The 16,582-nt window shown below is 61.4% G+C and carries 15 protein-coding genes; 8 read left to right on the top strand and 7 right to left on the bottom strand.

What is annotated here, in order from left to right; all coding sequences use genetic code 11:
* Nucleotides 1-49: 49 nt before the first annotated feature.
* The 4 genes from DNK50_RS00490 to DNK50_RS00505 all read right to left on the bottom strand — a co-directional run bounded on the left by DNK50_RS00490 (nucleotide 50) and on the right by DNK50_RS00505 (nucleotide 5,104).
* On the bottom strand, nucleotides 50-1,090 hold the full coding sequence (locus tag DNK50_RS00490; protein WP_099585658.1) for an ABC transporter substrate-binding protein: 1,041 nt from the start codon (nucleotides 1,088-1,090) through the stop codon (nucleotides 50-52).
* Nucleotides 1,091-1,134: 44 nt separating this feature from the next.
* The gene (locus tag DNK50_RS00495) at nucleotides 1,135-2,247 is read right to left on the bottom strand and encodes an ABC transporter ATP-binding protein (RefSeq protein ID WP_099585659.1); all 1,113 of its coding nucleotides are present in this window, start codon (nucleotides 2,245-2,247) and stop codon (nucleotides 1,135-1,137) included.
* Between the two features lie 214 nt (nucleotides 2,248-2,461).
* Complete coding sequence (locus DNK50_RS00500) at nucleotides 2,462-3,091, bottom strand: response regulator transcription factor (RefSeq protein ID WP_099585660.1); 630 nt, start codon at nucleotides 3,089-3,091, stop codon at nucleotides 2,462-2,464.
* Nucleotides 3,092-3,109: 18 nt separating this feature from the next.
* Complete coding sequence (locus DNK50_RS00505; RefSeq protein WP_099585661.1) at nucleotides 3,110-5,104, bottom strand: histidine kinase; 1,995 nt, start codon at nucleotides 5,102-5,104, stop codon at nucleotides 3,110-3,112.
* Between the two features lie 77 nt (nucleotides 5,105-5,181).
* Between DNK50_RS00505 and DNK50_RS00510 the strand changes: the two genes are divergently transcribed.
* Nucleotides 5,182-6,156: an alpha/beta hydrolase family protein gene (locus DNK50_RS00510; RefSeq protein ID WP_112192565.1), complete on the top strand. Its 975-nt coding sequence runs from the start codon at nucleotides 5,182-5,184 to the stop codon at nucleotides 6,154-6,156.
* 70 nt (nucleotides 6,157-6,226) lie between these two features.
* Here the strand turns inward: DNK50_RS00510 and DNK50_RS00515 are convergent, their stop codons facing one another.
* From DNK50_RS00515 to DNK50_RS00525, 3 genes are read right to left on the bottom strand one after another with little or no spacing between them, the layout of a single operon-like run.
* Nucleotides 6,227-6,994: a TerB family tellurite resistance protein gene (locus DNK50_RS00515; protein WP_099585663.1), complete on the bottom strand. Its 768-nt coding sequence runs from the start codon at nucleotides 6,992-6,994 to the stop codon at nucleotides 6,227-6,229.
* A 1-nt stretch (nucleotide 6,995) separates the two neighbouring features.
* Nucleotides 6,996-7,670, bottom strand: coding sequence for an N-acetylmuramate alpha-1-phosphate uridylyltransferase MurU (gene murU / locus DNK50_RS00520; protein WP_112192566.1), 675 nt, complete (start codon nucleotides 7,668-7,670; stop codon nucleotides 6,996-6,998).
* Nucleotides 7,667-8,692, bottom strand: coding sequence for an aminoglycoside phosphotransferase family protein (locus DNK50_RS00525; RefSeq protein WP_112192567.1), 1,026 nt, complete (start codon nucleotides 8,690-8,692; stop codon nucleotides 7,667-7,669). Before DNK50_RS00525 ends, murU begins: the two co-directional genes overlap by 4 nt.
* 130 nt (nucleotides 8,693-8,822) lie before the next feature.
* Between DNK50_RS00525 and DNK50_RS00530 the strand changes: the two genes are divergently transcribed.
* From DNK50_RS00530 to glpE, 7 genes are all read left to right on the top strand, one after another.
* Nucleotides 8,823-11,636 carry an LPS-assembly protein LptD gene (locus DNK50_RS00530; RefSeq protein ID WP_112192568.1) on the top strand — a complete coding sequence of 938 codons (2,814 nt, stop codon included), beginning with the start codon at nucleotides 8,823-8,825 and terminating at the stop codon, nucleotides 11,634-11,636.
* Nucleotides 11,611-12,951: a peptidylprolyl isomerase gene (locus tag DNK50_RS00535; RefSeq protein ID WP_099585667.1), complete on the top strand. Its 1,341-nt coding sequence runs from the start codon at nucleotides 11,611-11,613 to the stop codon at nucleotides 12,949-12,951. The genes DNK50_RS00530 and DNK50_RS00535 overlap by 26 nt, the downstream gene beginning before the upstream one ends.
* Nucleotides 12,948-13,937 carry a 4-hydroxythreonine-4-phosphate dehydrogenase PdxA gene (pdxA, locus tag DNK50_RS00540; protein ID WP_112192569.1) on the top strand — a complete coding sequence of 330 codons (990 nt, stop codon included), beginning with the start codon at nucleotides 12,948-12,950 and terminating at the stop codon, nucleotides 13,935-13,937. Before DNK50_RS00535 ends, pdxA begins: the two co-directional genes overlap by 4 nt.
* Nucleotides 13,934-14,746, top strand: a complete 813-nt coding sequence (gene rsmA / locus DNK50_RS00545; protein WP_099585669.1) for a 16S rRNA (adenine(1518)-N(6)/adenine(1519)-N(6))-dimethyltransferase RsmA — start codon at nucleotides 13,934-13,936, stop codon at nucleotides 14,744-14,746. Before pdxA ends, rsmA begins: the two co-directional genes overlap by 4 nt.
* Nucleotides 14,747-14,849: 103 nt before the next feature.
* Nucleotides 14,850-15,230, top strand: coding sequence for a Co2+/Mg2+ efflux protein ApaG (gene apaG, locus DNK50_RS00550; protein WP_112192570.1), 381 nt, complete (start codon nucleotides 14,850-14,852; stop codon nucleotides 15,228-15,230).
* Nucleotides 15,230-16,081: a symmetrical bis(5'-nucleosyl)-tetraphosphatase gene (locus tag DNK50_RS00555; protein ID WP_112192571.1), complete on the top strand. Its 852-nt coding sequence runs from the start codon at nucleotides 15,230-15,232 to the stop codon at nucleotides 16,079-16,081. Before apaG ends, DNK50_RS00555 begins: the two co-directional genes overlap by 1 nt.
* Before the next feature lie 9 nt (nucleotides 16,082-16,090).
* On the top strand, nucleotides 16,091-16,420 hold the full coding sequence (glpE, locus tag DNK50_RS00560; protein WP_099585672.1) for a thiosulfate sulfurtransferase GlpE: 330 nt from the start codon (nucleotides 16,091-16,093) through the stop codon (nucleotides 16,418-16,420).
* The last annotated feature ends 162 nt before the right edge of the window (nucleotides 16,421-16,582 follow it).

Genomic DNA, 16,582 nt, shown 5'->3' on the forward strand with positions numbered 1-16,582 from the left:
AGATCTCCTGTGGGAGGGGGCTTGCCCCCCCCACAGAGGTTAGGCGGTGTTATTTAGCAGCCCAGGAATTGAAGCGCTGCTCCAGTTGCTCGCCGTTATCCGCCCAGAAGCTCACGTCGATCTGCACCTGGTTGGCGATGTTCTCTGGCGTGGTCGGCATGTCCTTGAGGATGTCCTTGGCCAGCAACGGTACGGCTTGGGTGTTGGCCGGGCCGTAGGCGATGTTTTCCGAGTAGGTCTTCTGCTGCTGCGGCGCGACCGAGAAGGCGATGAATTTCTTCGCCGCTTCGGCACGATCCTTGGCCAGGCCTTTTGGAATGGCCCACGCGTCGAAGTCGTAGATACCGCCGTTCCACACCACTTTCAGGTTGCTTTCTTTCTGCACGGCGGCGATGCGGCCGTTGTAGGCCGAGCTCATCACTACGTCACCCGAGGCGAGGTACTGCGGCGGTTGTGCGCCGGCTTCCCACCACTGGATCGACGGCTTGAGTTCGTCGAGTTTCTTGAAGGCACGGTCCTGACCATCTTTGCCGGCCAGCACTTTGTACACATCCTTCGGCGCTACGCCATCGGCCATCAACGCAAATTCCAGGGTGTACTTGGCGCCTTTACGCAGGCCGCGCTTGCCCGGGAATTTCTTGGTGTCCCAGAAATCCGCCCAGCTGGTTGGCGCAGAAGCCAGTTTGTCGGCGTTGTACGCCAGCACCGTCGACCACACGAAGAAACCCACGCCGCACGGCTGGATCGCGCCCTTCACGTAGTTGGCGCTGTCGCCGAACAGTTTCGGGTCGAGCGGCTCGAACATGTCTTCGTCGCAACCGCGGGACAGTTCCGGCGATTCCACTTCGACCAGGTCCCAGGACACGCTCTTGGTGTCGACCATGGCTTTGACCTTGGCCATTTCACCGTTGTACTCACCGGCGACGATCTTGCCGTTGCCCGCGCTTTCCCACGGTGCGTAGAAGGCCTTGACCTGAGCCGCCTTATTCGCGCCGCCGAAGGACACGACCGTCAGGTCCGGGCCCGCCATGGCCTGTGTCGCGCCCATCAAGCTCAATGCCAGAACGGAATACTTCAAGGAACTCAACATTGTTGTTCTCTCCACGTGCAGGGTTGGTGAAGCCATGGGGGCGATCAATTCGCCTCTAGAAGTGGGTCGAGTGCGCGAACGTGCTCGACTTGCCAGCCAATCGGTACCACGTCGCCGACCGCCAGGGCTGGGTCCAGCTCGGCAATCGGTTGTTTCACAAAAAAATCGGCCTTGCCGCAGACTTCCAGGCGCACACGCACGTGGTCGCCCAGGTAGATGAATTCCGCCACCCGCCCGGAGAAGCGGTTGACGCAGCTTTCGCTGGAGCCGTTGAGACTGACCCGTTCCGGACGTACCGACAGCGTGACCGGGCCGCCGATCTGGCCGACGTTGATCGCCAGCGCTTCGACCTTCTCGCCCCGCGCCAACTCGACCACGCAGCGGTCACCGGTATGGCTGTGCAGACGACCATTGAGGCGGTTGTTCTCGCCGATGAAATTGGCGACAAAAGTGTTCTTCGGTTCTTCATACAGGGTGCGCGGCGGGGCGATCTGCTGGATCTCGCCCTGGTGGAACACCGCCACTCGGTCGGACATGGTGAGGGCTTCACCCTGGTCGTGGGTCACGTACACCACGGTCACGCCGAGGCGTTGGTGCAGGTGCTTGATCTCCATCTGCATGTGTTCGCGCAGTTGTTTGTCGAGAGCGCCGAGGGGTTCATCCATCAGCACCAATTGCGGTTCGAACACCAGCGCACGGGCCAGGGCCACACGCTGTTGCTGGCCCCCAGACAGTTGTGCCGGGTAGCGCTGGGCGAAGGCGTCGAGCTGGACCATGCTCAACACACGCTTGACCCGCTCGCTGACGTCGGTCTTGCTCAAGCCGCGTACAGACAAGGGAAACGCCAGGTTCTCGGCCACGGTCATGTGTGGGAACAGCGCGTAGTTCTGGAACACCATGCCGATGTCACGCTTGTGCGGCGGCACGTTGTTGATGGAACGCCCGGCCAGCTGGATTTCACCGGCGGTCGGCGTTTCAAAGCCCGCGAGCATCATCAGGCTGGTGGTCTTGCCCGAACCGGAAGGCCCGAGCAAGGTGAGGAACTCGCCCTTGCGAATTTCCAGGTTGAGGTCTTTGACGATCAGGTTCTCGCCGTCGTAGCTCTTCTGCACGCCACGAAAGCTGACCAGCACATCATTTGAATCCACCTCGCTCATACCCGCACCTTTGTGTTTTGGACTGCTGTGGCACAAGCGTAGTCCAGGCGCGAGGCCCCGGAAATCGGGGGCCAGGAGAGAATTGCATCAGCCGGATGGAAGGTTGGGGGTAGGGATTGCCCTACACGGATGGCGGGAATGGAACAGTGCTGTGGTGCGAAGCGCCGGGCATCGCGTCAGCGCGGTTTAAAGCAGGTCGCAAACAGGCATGTCGTCACAACAGCTTGTGTTCCATGGCGTACTTCACCAGATCAGCCAGGGAAGTGATATTGAGCTTTTGCATCAAGCGCGCCTTGTGGGTGCTGATGGTCTTGCTGCTCAGCGCCAGCTGCTGGGCGATGTCATTGACGTTGGCGCCTTGAGCCAGACGCTCGAACACCGAAAACTCACGTTCCGAGAGCAGCGAGTGCAACGGCCGGGCATCGGTGAGGCCGACTTCGAAGACCATACGGTCGGCCAAATCCGGATCGATGTAGCGCCCGCCCGCCGCGACCTTGCGAATCGCCGTGAGCAACAGCGCCGGGTCGCTGTCCTTGGTCGCGTAACCAGCGGCGCCGACCTTCAGGGCGCGGGCAGCCATTTGCGCTTCATCGTGCATCGACAGCACCAGGATCGCCGGCGGGTTACTCAATGCACGGATCCGGGCAATGGCTTCCAGGCCGTTGACGCCGGGCATCGAGATATCCAGCAACACCACCTCGCACGGCACGTGGCGTAAGGTCTCCAGCAACTGCTCGCCATTGCTCGCCTCCCCCACCACCAGCAGGTCTTTGGCCAGGCCGATCAGTTGCTTGATGCCTTCGCGAACGATGGTGTGGTCTTCGGCTACCAGTACACGGATCACAGGAATTCCCTCTTGGTGTTATGCATCCAGCGGCACCGTCACACTCAGGGTAGTGCCCTCCCCCAACTCGCTGTGCAGGCTCAATTGCCCGCCCATGATCAGCACGCGCTCGCGCATACCGACCAGGCCAAACGATACCGCACGGCCTTCAGGCTGGACGAAACCAACCCCGTCGTCGCTGATGGTCAGCCGCAAATCCGTGCCTTCTATGGCCAGGGTCAGCTCCACAGTATGCGCCTGGGCATGGCGCATCACGTTGGTCAGCGCTTCCTGCAGGATACGAAACAGGCCGATGGCCTTGGCGTCGCTCAGGGCCGGCAGGTTATCCGGCACCTGAACCAGGCAGGGAATCTGCGTGCGCGCTTCGAAGCGTCGGGCCTGCCATTCAATCGCGGAGGCGATGCCGGCGTCGAGAATCGGTGGGCGCAGCGCCGTCGCGACGTCCCGCACCAGCTGGAACAGTTGAGCGATCAGGCGCTTCATGCTGTTCAAGCGCTCGTGCAGGCCGGGGTCCAGTTGCGCATAGGCCAACTCGCACATGGAGGTTTCCAGCTTGAGCACGGTGAGCATCTGCCCGAGCTCATCGTGAACTTCCCGGGCGATGCGGGCTTTTTCTTCTTCGCGCACGGTTTCCAGGTGGGCCGAGAGTTCGCGCAGTTGCGCTTCACTTTGCATCAACGCGGCCAGCGTGCGGCGCAACTCGGTGACATCGTTCAGGTAGACCACCAAGTACTCGGCCTCGGCAAACCGCAGAAAGCTCAAGGACACGTTGGCCGGCAGGATGCTGCCGTCGGCGCGTAAACAATCGGTGGCGAAGTTCTGCGGCCCCTCTTCGCTGGCCCGTGCGCGCTTCCACAGGTTGAGCCAACGGTCCATGTCCAGGGTCGGGTCGAGGTCGACGAGCGGGCGCTCGATCAGCGCACCCGGGGCGTAACCGAGCATGCTTTCGGCGGCGTGGTTGGCGTAGCGCACATGGCTGTCCCAATTGACCCATAGGATGCCGACGGTGCTTTGGTCGATGGAAAACTGCGTCAACCGCAGCGCTTGCGCACCCGCGGCGCGGGCGGCGCTTTCTTCCCGCGCGGCCAGCAGTCCATGTTCGAGCACGCGTTGCTGGCGGCGCTGCCAGAACACGGTCGCCAGACTGGCGAGCAGCAGCAGGCTCAGCAACAGGCTGAGGTTCTGCCACAGCCCAGGCGACTCCGATAAGCGTGGGTATTTGGGTTGCAGCCAACGGCTGTGCAGTTGATCCAGGTCGCGGGCGGGGATAGCGGCCAGGGCACTTTCCATGATGCCCGCCAGTTCGGGCCAATCCCTGCGCGTGGCCACCCGCAGCAATTGCGGCAGACCGATGTCCCCCACCACCGCCAGGCCGGCGAACTCGGCCTCGCCAGACAGTCGGCTCAATTGCGCTTCATCCACCACGGCATAACGTGCCTGCTGGCTGACCAACAACTGCAAGGCCTGGCGCTCGATGGGCACGCCTTGCAGGTTGAGGCTCGGATAAGTACTGCGCAGGTAATCGGCCACCGCGCTGGGCATGCGCACGGCAACGCGGGACTGATCGTCGAGTTTTTCCAGCTCCACCGCACCGCCGCCCTCGCGGACGCCGACGATATGCTGGGGCACGCGCATATAGGGGTCGCTGAATAACCACAGGCGCAAACCAGCCGGGGTTTGTTGCAGGCCGGGGGCGATGTCCACTTCGTCATCGCGGACGGCGGCTTCCAGTTGCTCCTGGTTAGGGAAGTTGCGCCAGGTCAGCTCGATATTCAGCGCCTTGGCCAGCGCCTGCATCAACTCCACATTGGCCCCGGACAAGCGCTGCAGGCGCCGGTCGTACTGCGCGTAGGGCACTTGCAGCACCACGCCCACCCGCAACTCCGGGTGCCGGGCCAGCCATTCGCGCTGCTGCGCAGTGAGCTGCGCCTGCGGGGCGGCAGGCGCGGGGGAGGCGTTTGCGATCAAGGCGACGCACAAACAGCCGATAACCAGCAGACAGCGAAAACCCATGATCCACGTCTCACATCACTGACAAAAACTGACCAACCCTTTAGGCTGCTGGAATCTCTTCTGGCCGGAAATCAACGATGCCCTATCGAAACCGTTCGGCACTGCCAGCATTGTGCCTGTCACTGCTGTTTACCAGTGCCTTTTCTGTACAGGCTGCTGACGCCCCCGCGCCGGCTGCCGAAAAACCTGTCGAGCGCCAACCCCTGCTTGAGCGCAGCCAGGAAGACGCCAGCGCGCTGGAGCGCACGATACCGCAGCAGGAACAGCAACAGCTGCAGGCCGGCAGCGACTCATTCCTCGCCCTGTGGAAACCGGCCAACAGCGCCGAACCCGAAGGCGTGGTGATTATCGTACCCGGCAGCGGTGAAAGTGCTGACTGGCCGCAAGCAATCGGCCCGTTGCGACGCAAATTGCCGGACGCCAATTGGGGCAGTCTCAGCCTGTCGTTGCCGGATGTGAGCGTCGACACCCTGCCGCCGCGCGTGATGGAAGCGCCCAAGGCCACCGTCGACACCAGCAGCAAGGACGCGAGCACCGCCGACAAACCGATCGAACAAGCCGCCAGCGCCGAAGCCGAAGGCACCGATCCGTCAGTGGTGCCGGGTGTCGACGAGCAAGACAAGACCGACGCCTCGCGCATCTTTGACCGCATTGACGCGGCCGTGGCCTTTGCCCAGACCCAGAGCGCGCGCAGTGTGGTGCTGGTGGGCCATGGCACCGGCGCCTGGTGGGCAGCACGTTACTTGAGCGAGAAACAACCGTCCCAAGTGCAAAAGTTTGTGATGATCGCGGCGCAGACGCCTAACGGGCGTCATCCGGACGTGCAGCAACTGGCGCCCGGACTGAAACTGCCGACTGCCGATGTCTACTATCAGGACAACGCACAGGCACGCAAAAACGCCCAGGCCCGTGCCCAGGCAGCCAAGCGATTGAAGAACGATGGCTACAAGCAGGTGTCACTGAAGACCTTGCCCGGCAACAGCGCTGCGGAACAGGAGCAGTTGTATCGCAGGATTCGCGGATGGTTGAGCCCGCAGGCCAGCACCGACTGAGGAACAGTACATACCCAATGAGGGAAGGGACTTGCCCCCCTCCCACATCGGTTTATGGTTATCCGTGAATCTAACGAAAATCCCGGCGCTCACGAATCAGCGCATAGGCGTTGTGCAGCTCGCGAGTGCGCTCGGTGGCCTCATGCACTTGCGTAGGGGTGGCGCCACCGCCGGCGACTTTATCCGGGTGGTGGCGGCTGAGCAGCCGACGGTAGGCACGCTTGATGACCGATGGTTCGGTGGTGGCGGTTACACCGAGCAAGCGCAGCGCGTCCTGATAACTGCCGCCGCGATTGACCAGCGTCTTGCGCTCGGGTGTGTAGTCCGCCGCCAAGGCCTTGAGCTGCTGCGGTGTCCAGCCCAACCACTTGCCCCACAAGTCGATCAGGTCGCGCTCGGCGTCATCCGCCCTGCCGTCCGCCCAGACCATCCGCCAACAGGCGCGCAACACACCTTCCGCTGCATGGGGCTGGGCCTTGAGCACACGCAGATAACTGCGCACACGGTCTGAGCCGGACTTACCCCGATTGAACGCGGCAATCGCGCGGCGCTGCGCGGACTCGGTCATGTCCAGCGAACGCATCTCCTGTCGCGCCTGCTGAATATGCCCGTCCACCACGCGCCCGTTGCTTTTGGCCAGGCGCCCGAGCAATACAAACAACAACTCATCATTGCGCAGCACCGGACGACCACCCATGCGCTCGCGCAGCTGAGCCCAGCTGTGCAGTTGCATTCGACGGTCCAGGGCCTGGCCCAGCAATGCACCCAACAAGGCCCCCGGAATACTGGCAATGGCGAAGCCAGCCCCGGCGCCGATCAGCGTCCCTGGCCACAACATGCTACTGCCCCGCTGTCAGCAGGGTTTCGACTTGCGCCAGGCGCTCCAGCGTGCCGACATCAATCCAGCGTCCCGCCATGTGCTCCCCCGTTACCAAACCTTTAGCCATGGCCTCGCGCAATAGAGGCGCCAGCTTGAAGGCACCGGCGCTGCAACCCGCGAACAACTGAGGGTCGAGCACTGAAATGCCACTGAAGGTCATGTTATCGGCACCGGGCGCCGCATCATGAAGCAGACCCTGATCCAGGTAGAAATCACCGCCCGAAGGGTGATGCGCCGGGTTGTCGACCATCACCAAGTGGGCCAGGCCCTTGAGCGGCCGCTTGAGTGGGGTGAAGTCGTAATCGGTCCAGATATCGCCATTGACCACCAGGAAAGGCTCATCCCCCAGCAACGGCAACGCCTGGAAAATCCCGCCGCCGGTTTCCAGCGGTTCGCCCTCGGGGGAGTAGCGGATGCGCAAGCCAAACTGTGCGCCATCCCCCAGATAGCTCTCGATCTGCTGACCAAGCCAGGCGTGGTTGATCACGATATCGGTGAAACCAGCCTTGGCCAGCGCCTCCAGGTGATATTCGATCAGCCGCTTGCCGCCGGCCTGCACCAGCGGCTTGGGCGTGTGCAAGGTGAGCGGACGCATCCGCTCGCCTTTGCCGGCGGCCAGGATCATGGCCTTCATACCATTGCCTCAGCGGGTTGGCGCAGGCTGGTGAGCAACTCAGCCAATTCGCTCAACTCCGGACGATCCGCGATCACTGCTTCTATATAAGCAAAGAAACGCGGCACGTCGGCCAGGTAGCGCGGCTTGCCGTCGCGATGGCAAATGCGCGCGAAGATGCCGATGACCTTGAGGTGGCGCTGCACGCCCATCAGGTCGCTGGCACGCAGGAAGTCATCGAAATCCCGGTGCACCGGGATGCCAGCCTGGCCTGCACGCTCCCAATAGCCGCGCTGCCATTCACGCACGCGCCCCTGGGGCCAGCTGAGGAAGGCGTCCTTGAACAGGCAGGTAATGTCGTAGGTGACTGGGCCGTAGACCGCGTCCTGGAAATCCAGCACGCCGGGGTTCGGCTCGCTGATCATCAGGTTGCGCGGCATGTAGTCGCGGTGCACCAGCACTTTGGGCTGCGCCAGGGCGCTCTCGATCAGGCGGTCGCTGACACGCTGCCAAAGGTCTTGTTGTTGTGCATCCAACTCGACGCCCAGATGGCGGCGTATGTACCACTCGGGGAAGAGTTCCAGCTCGCGGCGCAACAAGGCGACGTCATAACTGGGCAGCGGCGCGTCCATCGGCAACTGTTGGAACGCCAGCAAGGCATCGATGGCGTCGGCAAAGAGTTGATCGGCGTTTTGCTCGTCAATCACGTCCAGGTAGGTTTTTCTGCCCAGGTCATTGAGCAAAAGAAAGCCGCGCGGCAGATCTTCTGCATAAATTTTTGGAACATTTACGCCCGACTTCGCCAGTAAATGGGCGATATCGACGAAGGGTTTGCAGTTTTCCTGGGGGGGCGGCGCGTCCATTACCACGAAAGTCCGGCCGCCGCCTTCCCAACGGAAGTAACGCCTGAAACTCGCGTCGCTGCTGGCCGCAGTCAATGTGGCCGGGGGTACGGGGCTCCAGTCCTGAGCGTTGAAAAGGATCGGCAACTGCTCATCCAGCCAGACTTCCAGCTGTAGTAAACGTAGATCTTGCTCGGGCATTACAAGGGTCTCCGACGGCGCTAGCCGTCAAGCGGGGCATGCTTTATTATCACGCATCTTTTTCAGACCATCGAGAGGCGTGCGGCCCAAACCGCGGGCAGATGGCACGCAGGAAGCCCGGACTAATAAGATGGCATTGAAATCCCCCGCGTTTCGTAGAAAATTTCCGTTGCTGGTAACCGGCAGTCTGCTGGCCATGCAACCCTTCGCCACCTCATTCGTGGTCGCCGCGGAACAGTATGACTGCTCAGTCTCTGCTTCGGGTGCCTGGGATTGCGCGCCGAAAACCGCCGCTGCCCCGTTGCCACCGCGCCCGGTGCATGACGGCGCTGCCGTCAGCTCGGCCAACAGCACGGCGCAGGCCGATGCTGGTGGCAGTGCCGCGGCCGAACCCAAGACTGCACTGGTCACCGAATCCAAGGGCCGTGGCCTGCGCTCGCGCAGCGCCGATTACAGCCACTTGGACTGGGTACCTCGCGAAAAGTTGACCGCAGCCCAGTTGGCCGAAACCGGTCCTTATTGCGGCGGTGCGTACATCGAGCCGAATCGTCCTGGCATGAACGACAAGACGAACAAGAGCGATGCGCCCACCTTCATCGGTGCCAAGGCCTCTCGTTACGAGCAGGAACAACAAGTCGCAACCCTGGCCGGTGACGTTGTCATGCGCCAGGGCAGCATGCAGCTTGAAGCCGAAGAAGCCAGCCTGTACCAGGCGGAAAGCCGCGGCGAGCTGAACGGCAACGTACGACTGCGCGACAACGGTGCACTGATCGTCGGCGACCACGCCCAGGTTCAGCTGGACACGGGTGCGGCGCAGATCGACAACGCCGAATACGTAATGCACAAGTCACGTATCCGCGGTAACGCGCTGTACGCCAAGCGTGCCGAAAACGCGATCATCCGTCTCAAGGACGGTACGTACACCACCTGCGAGCCGGACAGCAACGCCTGGCAACTCAGGGGCAACAACATCACGTTGAACCCGGCCACCGGTTTCGGTACCGCCACCAACGCGACGTTGCGGATCAAGAACATCCCGATTCTGTATACCCCGTATATCTATTTCCCGATCGACGACCGTCGTCAGTCCGGCTTCCTGCCGCCGAGCTTCAGCACCGGCAGCGAAACCGGCTTCACCCTGGTCACGCCGTACTACTTCAACCTGGCGCCGAACTACGACGCCACGTTGTACCCGCAATACATGACCAAGCGCGGCATGATGATGGAAGGCGAATTCCGCTACCTCACCAAGTCCAGCGAAGGCCAGTTCGGCGGCGCGTACCTCAACGACGACAACGACGAACGCAAGCTGCAGACCGATTACGAAAAAACCCGCTATATGCTCAATTGGCAGCATAAAGGTGGGCTGGATTCGCGTGTACTGACCCAGGTCGACTACACAAAGATCAGCGACCCCTATTACTTCCAGGACCTCAAGTCCTACCAGGAAGGTGTCGAGAGCCAATCCTTCGTCAACCAGCAGGGTTCCGTGAGTTATCGCGGCGACTCCTTCAAGGCGCGCTTGAATGTCCAGGCTTATCAGCTGGCCACGATCTCCCAGATCACGCCTTACGACCGACTGCCTCAGATCACCTTCAATGGTCAGTTGCCCTACCACCCAGGTGGTTTGAACTTCAGCTACGAGACCGAAGCAGTTCGGTTTGAACGCAGCCTGGAAAGCGGCAACTTCATCAACGAAAATGGTGATTCCGAGCGCCGCCTGGACACTTACGTCAACGGCCTGACCCGTGCAAACGGTACTCGCCTGAACGTGGCGCCAGCCGTCTCCTACCCGATGAACTGGACCTACGGCTTTGTGACGCCGAAGCTCAAGTACGTCTACACCAAGTACGATCTTGACCTGGACAACAAAGGCAAGAACGACATCATCGCTGCACAAGCTGCAGCGGCGACAGCTGGCACCCAATATAACGGTGGCACGTTCAAAAGCTCCCAGGACCGTGCAATTCCTGTAGCCAGCGTAGACAGCGGTCTGTATTTCGACCGCAATACCAACTGGTTCGGCAAAGACTATCGCCAGACCCTTGAGCCGCGTGCGTTCTACCTGTACGTACCGAACAAGGACCAAAGCGATATTCCGGTGTTCGACACCAGCGAAACCTCCTTCAGCTACGCGTCGCTGTTCCGCGACAACCGCTTCAGCGGCTCCGACCGTATCGGCGACGAAAACAAGCTGTCCCTTGGCGTGACCAGCCGCTGGATCGAAGAAAACGGCTTCGAGCGTCAACGTGTGGCCGTGGGCCAGGCGCTGTATTTCAAGGACCGTGAAGTGCAACTGCCAGGTGTCCTGGCTGCCGACCGTGCCGATGCACAGTCTGACGTATCGCCGGTTGCCCTGGACTACGAGTTCCGCTTCAACCGTGACTGGCGCGCCACTGCCGACTACAACTGGGACACCGAGGAGCACAGCCCTCGCTCCGGCAGCGCGATGCTTCATTACCAGCCGGAAGACAACCCGAACAAGATCATCAACGTCGGTTATCGCTATCGTAACGACCAGGTCGTCTACAACCAGCTGACCGGTAAATGGCAGTTCGGTGGCGACTACGGCACACCAGGCTCGGCGAACTACGTGAAGGATTACTACAAAATCCAACAACACGATTTCTCGATGATGTGGCCGATCATTCCTCAGTGGAACCTGATCACCCGCTGGCAGTATGACTACGCACGCAACCGTACCCTGGAAGCCTTCGGTGGTTTCGAGTACGACAACTGCTGCTGGAAACTGCGCGTCATCAACCGTTACTGGGTTTCCAACGACGAATACAGCCAGATCGCCCCGCTGAACGAAAAGGGTGACCACGGGCTCTTCCTGCAAATCGTCCTCAAAGGACTCGGCGGCCTGACCGGCGCCAAGGTAGAGAGCTTCCTCGACAAAGGCATTGAAGGTTATCGTGAACGTGAAGACCAAGCTTTCTGATTGTCTGCGCCCGCTAGTGCTGGGCGCACTGTTCCTGGGGACCGCATCGGCACACGCTGCGGTTCAACAGCTGGACAAGGTTGTGGCCATCGTCGATAACGACGTGATCATGCAGAGCCAACTGGACCAACGCGTCAAGGAAGTTCAGCAAACCATCGCCAAGCGTGGCGGTGGTGTGCCGCCTACCAGCGTCTTGGACCAACAGGTATTGGAACGTCTGATCGTTGAAAACCTGCAACTGCAGATCGGCGATCGCTCCGGCATCCGCATTTCGGACGAAGAGCTGAACCAGGCCGTTGGCACCATTGCGCAACGCAACAACATGAGCATCGATCAGTTCCGCGCCGCCCTGGCTCACGACGGTCTCTCCTATGAAGACGCCCGTGACCAGATCCGCCGCGAGATGATCATCAGCCGTGTGCGTCAGCGCCGGGTGGCCGAGCGGGTTCAGGTGTCCGAACAGGAAGTGAAGAACTTCCTGGCGTCGGACCTGGGCAAGATGCAGCTTTCCGAAGAACTGCACCTGGCCAATATCCTGATCCCGACCCCGGACAGTGCCAACTCCGAGCAGCTCAATGCCGCCGCCGCCAAGACCCAGGCCATTTATGAGCGCCTGAAGGCGGGTGCAGATTTTGCCCAGATGGCAATTGCCCAGTCCGGCAGCGACAACGCTCTTGAAGGCGGCGACATGGGCTGGCGTAAAGCTGCTCAGTTGCCACCTCCGTTTGACCGCGAGCTGAGCGCCATGGAAGTGGGTGGTATCACCCAGCCAGCGCGTACCCCAGGCGGTTTCATCATCCTGAAGTTGCTGGAACGTCGCGGTGGCGAGACCTCGCTGAAAGACGAAGTGCATGTTCGTCATATCCTGGTCAAACCAAGCGAGATCCGCACCGAAGCACAAACCAAGGAACTGGCCCAGAAGATCTATGACCGCATCGAAGGCGGTGAAGACTTCGCCACCCTGGCTAAGAGTTTTTCGGAAGACCCTGGTTCGGCCCTCAACGGCGGCGACCTGAACTGGATCGACCCGAAAGCCCTGGTGCCGGAGTTCCAGCAGGTGATGGCCGATACGCCACAGGGCGTGCTGTCCAAGCCGTTCAAGACCCAATATGGCTGGCATGTACTGGAAGTCCTTGGCCGTCGCGCCACCGACAACACCAGCCAGGCCCGCGAGCAACAAGCACTGAACGTACTGCGTAACCGCAAATACGACGAAGAGCTGCAAACGTGGTTGCGTCAGATCCGTGACGAAGCCTACGTGGAAAACAAGCTGCCAGGCGCCGAGCAAACAGGCACCGACCAGGCAGTACAGTGAAACCCCAGCGTTTCGCGGTAACACCCGGCGAGCCGGCCGGTATAGGTCCAGACCTGTGCCTGCTGCTCGCCTCGCAGCCCCAGCCACACCCCCTGATTGCCATCACCAGCCGCGACCTGCTCATTGAGCGGGCCGCGCAACTGGGTGTGGCCGTCAACTTGCTGGACGTGGCACCGGGCAACTGGCCCGACCTGCCGGCGCCAGCCGGTAGCCTGTATGTGTGGGATACCCCACTTGCAGCCGAGGTGATTGCCGGGCAACTGGACAAAGCCAATGCGGCATTTGTGCTGCAAACCCTGACCCGAGCCGGGCAAGGCTGCATCGACGGCGACTTCGCAGGCATGATTACCGGCCCGGTACACAAGGGTGTGATCAACGAATCCGGCATCGCCTTTTCCGGCCACACCGAATTCCTCGCTGAACTGACCCACACCGAACAAGTCGTGATGATGCTGGCAACGCACGGCCTGCGGGTCGCACTGGTGACCACACACCTGCCGCTGCGTGAGATTGCCGACGCCATCACCGCTGAACGCGTGGAGCGCGTCACGCGCATCCTGCACGCCGATCTGCAGCAAAAATTCGGCATCGCCCAACCGCGCATCCTGGTCTGCGGGCTCAACCCCCATGCCGGTGAAGGCGGTCATCTGGGCCATGAAGAAATCGACATCATCGAACCAACCCTGGAGCGTCTGCGCCAAGAAGGCATGGACCTGCGTGGCCCACTGCCAGCGGACACTCTGTTTACCCCCAAATATCTGGAGCACTGCGACGCAGTGCTGGCGATGTACCATGACCAGGGGCTGCCGGTGCTGAAATACAAAGGCTTCGGCGCCGCCGTCAACGTGACACTGGGCCTGCCGATCATCCGCACGTCCGTCGACCATGGCACTGCCCTGGACCTGGCGGGCAGTGGCAAAATCGATACCGGCAGCCTGCACGTAGCCCTGGAAACCGCCTATCAGATGGCCGAGACCCGTATATGACTGAGCATTACCAACACCGGGCGCGCAAGCGTTTCGGGCAAAACTTCCTGCACGACGCCGGCGTGATCGACCGCATCCTGCGCTCCATCCATGCCAAGCCCGAAGACCGCCTGCTGGAAATCGGCCCAGGCCAGGGCGCATTGACCCAAGGCCTGCTGGCCAGCGGTGGCCAATTGGACGTGGTTGAACTGGACAAGGATCTGATCCCGATCCTCAACCAGCAGTTCGCCGGCAAATCCAACTTCAACCTGCACCAGGGCGATGCACTGAAGTTCGACTTCAACTCCCTCAACGCCGCGCCCAACAGCCTGCGCGTGGTCGGTAACCTGCCGTACAACATCTCTACGCCACTGATTTTCCACCTGCTGAACAACGCCGGGATCATCCGCGACATGCACTTCATGCTGCAGAAAGAAGTGGTGGAGCGCCTGGCCGCTGGCCCTGGCGGTGGTGACTGGGGCCGTCTGTCGATCATGGTTCAGTACCACTGCCGTGTTGAACACCTGTTTAACGTAGGTCCAGGTGCATTCAATCCGCCACCTAAGGTCGACTCGGCCATCGTCCGCCTGGTGCCACACGCCGTACTGCCGCACCCGGCCAAGGATCACAAGTTGCTGGAGCGCGTGGTGCGCGAGGCGTTCAACCAGCGCCGCAAAACCCTGCGCAACACGCTCAAAGCCCTGCTGAGCAACGCCGAAATCGAAGCCGCCGGCGTCGACGGCAGCCTGCGCCCCGAGCAACTGGACCTCGCCGCGTTTGTGCGCCTGGCCGACCAGCTTGCCATCCAGCCTGCGCCAGCCGCCGACTGAAGCACCCAGGCATGGCCAGACACATGTCTGGCCTAGTGCCCACCTCTTGGCCTAGACTGATCCGCATCTGCTGTCCTCCGCTTTTGCTTTTAAGGCCTCTTGCATGTCCGATCCTCGCTACCAGATCGACGTCAGCGTCGTCACCCGCTTCCTGGCGGACCAATCGCAACCTGAACACAACCGCTTTGCCTTTGCCTACACCATCACGGTGAAGAACAACGGGCTCGTGCCGGCCAAGTTGCTGTCACGCCACTGGCTGATCACCGACGGTGACGGCCAGGTCGAAGAAGTACGCGGCGCAGGCGTGGTTGGCCAGCAGCCGTTGATCGACATTGGCGCCAGCCACACCTACAGCAGCGGCACGGTGATGACCTCCAAGGTCGGCACCATGCAAGGCTCGTATCAGATGAAAGCCACTGACGGCCAACTGTTCGACGCCATCATCAAGCCGTTTCGCCTTGCCGTACCGGGAGCCCTGCACTGATGGCGACCTACGCGGTCGGTGACCTGCAGGGCTGCCTGGAACCGCTCAAGTGCCTGCTTGAGCGCGTGGCCTTCGATCCGGCCAACGATCGGCTTTGGTTGGTCGGTGACCTGGTCAATCGCGGCCCCGAGTCACTGGATACCCTGCGCTACTTATATAGCCTGCGTGATTCCCTGGTATGCGTACTCGGCAACCACGACCTGCATCTACTGGCGGCCGGCAACAATATCGAGCGCCTGAAAAAGGGCGACACGCTACGGGAAATCCTCGAAGCTCCCGACCGGGCCGAGTTACTCGACTGGCTGCGCCGGCAAAAGATCATGCATTACGACGAAGGCCGCAACATGGCCCTGGTGCATGCGGGTATCCCGCCGCAGTGGACACTGAAGAAGGCCCTCAAGTGCGCCGCTGAAGTTGAAAGCGCCCTGGCCGACGACAGCCTGTACACCGCCTACCTCGACGGCATGTACGGCAACGAACCGGTGAAATGGGACAACGACCTGACCGGCGTCGCCCGCCTGCGGGTGATCACCAACTACTTCACGCGCATGCGTTTCTGCACCGCCGAGGGCAAGCTGGACCTCAAGAGCAAGGAAGGCGCCGACACCGCCCTGCCCGGCTACAAGCCCTGGTTCGCCCACAAGGAACGCAAGACCCGTGACACCAAGATCATCTTCGGGCACTGGGCCGCCCTGGAAGGCAAGTGCAATGAACCCGGCGTGTTCGCCCTCGACACCGGTTGCGTGTGGGGTGGCGCCATGACCCTGATGAACATCGACACGGGCGAGCGCCACAGCTGCCAATGCCAATCCTCCCCTCCCACTACACAGCCGGCCGCCATAAAGCCATAGGAGCCCGCCATGAGCGAATTCAAACGTATCCCTCCCGAACAAGCCCAGGCCTTGCGCGAGCAAGGTGCGGTAGTCGTCGACATTCGTGACCAGCCGACCTACGCCGCCGCCCACATCACCGGCGCCCAGCACCTGGACAACGTCAACATCGCCGACTTCATCCGTGCGGCCGACCTCGACGCGCCGCTGATCGTGGCCTGCTACCACGGCAACTCCAGCCAGAGCGCCGCCGCCTACCTGATCAGCCAGGGTTTCTCCGACGTCTACAGCCTGGACGGTGGTTTTGAGCTGTGGCGTACGACCTATCCTAAGGAAATTTCCTCGGGCGATTCGCAATAATTTTTTTCAAACCCCGCTACCCCGCGTGACGCTTGGGCTCGCGCCGTTTCTGACGAACGGCGCAGGCAAACTAATTGCGTATCGCGCCTTGACCTCCCGGATTCCGAACTATCCTTAAGCGCAGGCCATCCGAATCAGGGGAGAGCCGGTACACCGGCGTGC

It is taken from the genome of Pseudomonas sp. LG1E9, from assembly GCF_003290225.1.
In the GTDB taxonomy this organism is placed as follows: domain Bacteria; phylum Pseudomonadota; class Gammaproteobacteria; order Pseudomonadales; family Pseudomonadaceae; genus Aquipseudomonas; species Aquipseudomonas cyclaminis.

Excerpts from the sequence above, each read along its gene's own strand:
- DNK50_RS00510 (WP_112192565.1), top strand. The coding sequence starts at position 5,182 with ATGCCCTATCGAAACCGTTCGGCACTGCCAGCATTGTGCCTGTCACTG.
- DNK50_RS00495 (WP_099585659.1), bottom strand. The coding sequence starts at position 2,247 with ATGAGCGAGGTGGATTCAAATGATGTGCTGGTCAGCTTTCGTGGCGTG.
- glpE (WP_099585672.1), top strand. The coding sequence starts at position 16,091 with ATGAGCGAATTCAAACGTATCCCTCCCGAACAAGCCCAGGCCTTGCGC.
- DNK50_RS00525 (WP_112192567.1), bottom strand. The coding sequence starts at position 8,692 with ATGCCCGAGCAAGATCTACGTTTACTACAGCTGGAAGTCTGGCTGGAT.
- DNK50_RS00555 (WP_112192571.1), top strand. The coding sequence starts at position 15,230 with ATGGCGACCTACGCGGTCGGTGACCTGCAGGGCTGCCTGGAACCGCTC.
- DNK50_RS00490 (WP_099585658.1), bottom strand. The coding sequence starts at position 1,090 with ATGTTGAGTTCCTTGAAGTATTCCGTTCTGGCATTGAGCTTGATGGGC.
- DNK50_RS00530 (WP_112192568.1), top strand. The coding sequence starts at position 8,823 with ATGGCATTGAAATCCCCCGCGTTTCGTAGAAAATTTCCGTTGCTGGTA.
- DNK50_RS00515 (WP_099585663.1), bottom strand. The coding sequence starts at position 6,994 with ATGTTGTGGCCAGGGACGCTGATCGGCGCCGGGGCTGGCTTCGCCATT.
- DNK50_RS00505 (WP_099585661.1), bottom strand. The coding sequence starts at position 5,104 with ATGGGTTTTCGCTGTCTGCTGGTTATCGGCTGTTTGTGCGTCGCCTTG.
- apaG (WP_112192570.1), top strand. The coding sequence starts at position 14,850 with ATGTCCGATCCTCGCTACCAGATCGACGTCAGCGTCGTCACCCGCTTC.
- rsmA (WP_099585669.1), top strand. The coding sequence starts at position 13,934 with ATGACTGAGCATTACCAACACCGGGCGCGCAAGCGTTTCGGGCAAAAC.
- murU (WP_112192566.1), bottom strand. The coding sequence starts at position 7,670 with ATGAAGGCCATGATCCTGGCCGCCGGCAAAGGCGAGCGGATGCGTCCG.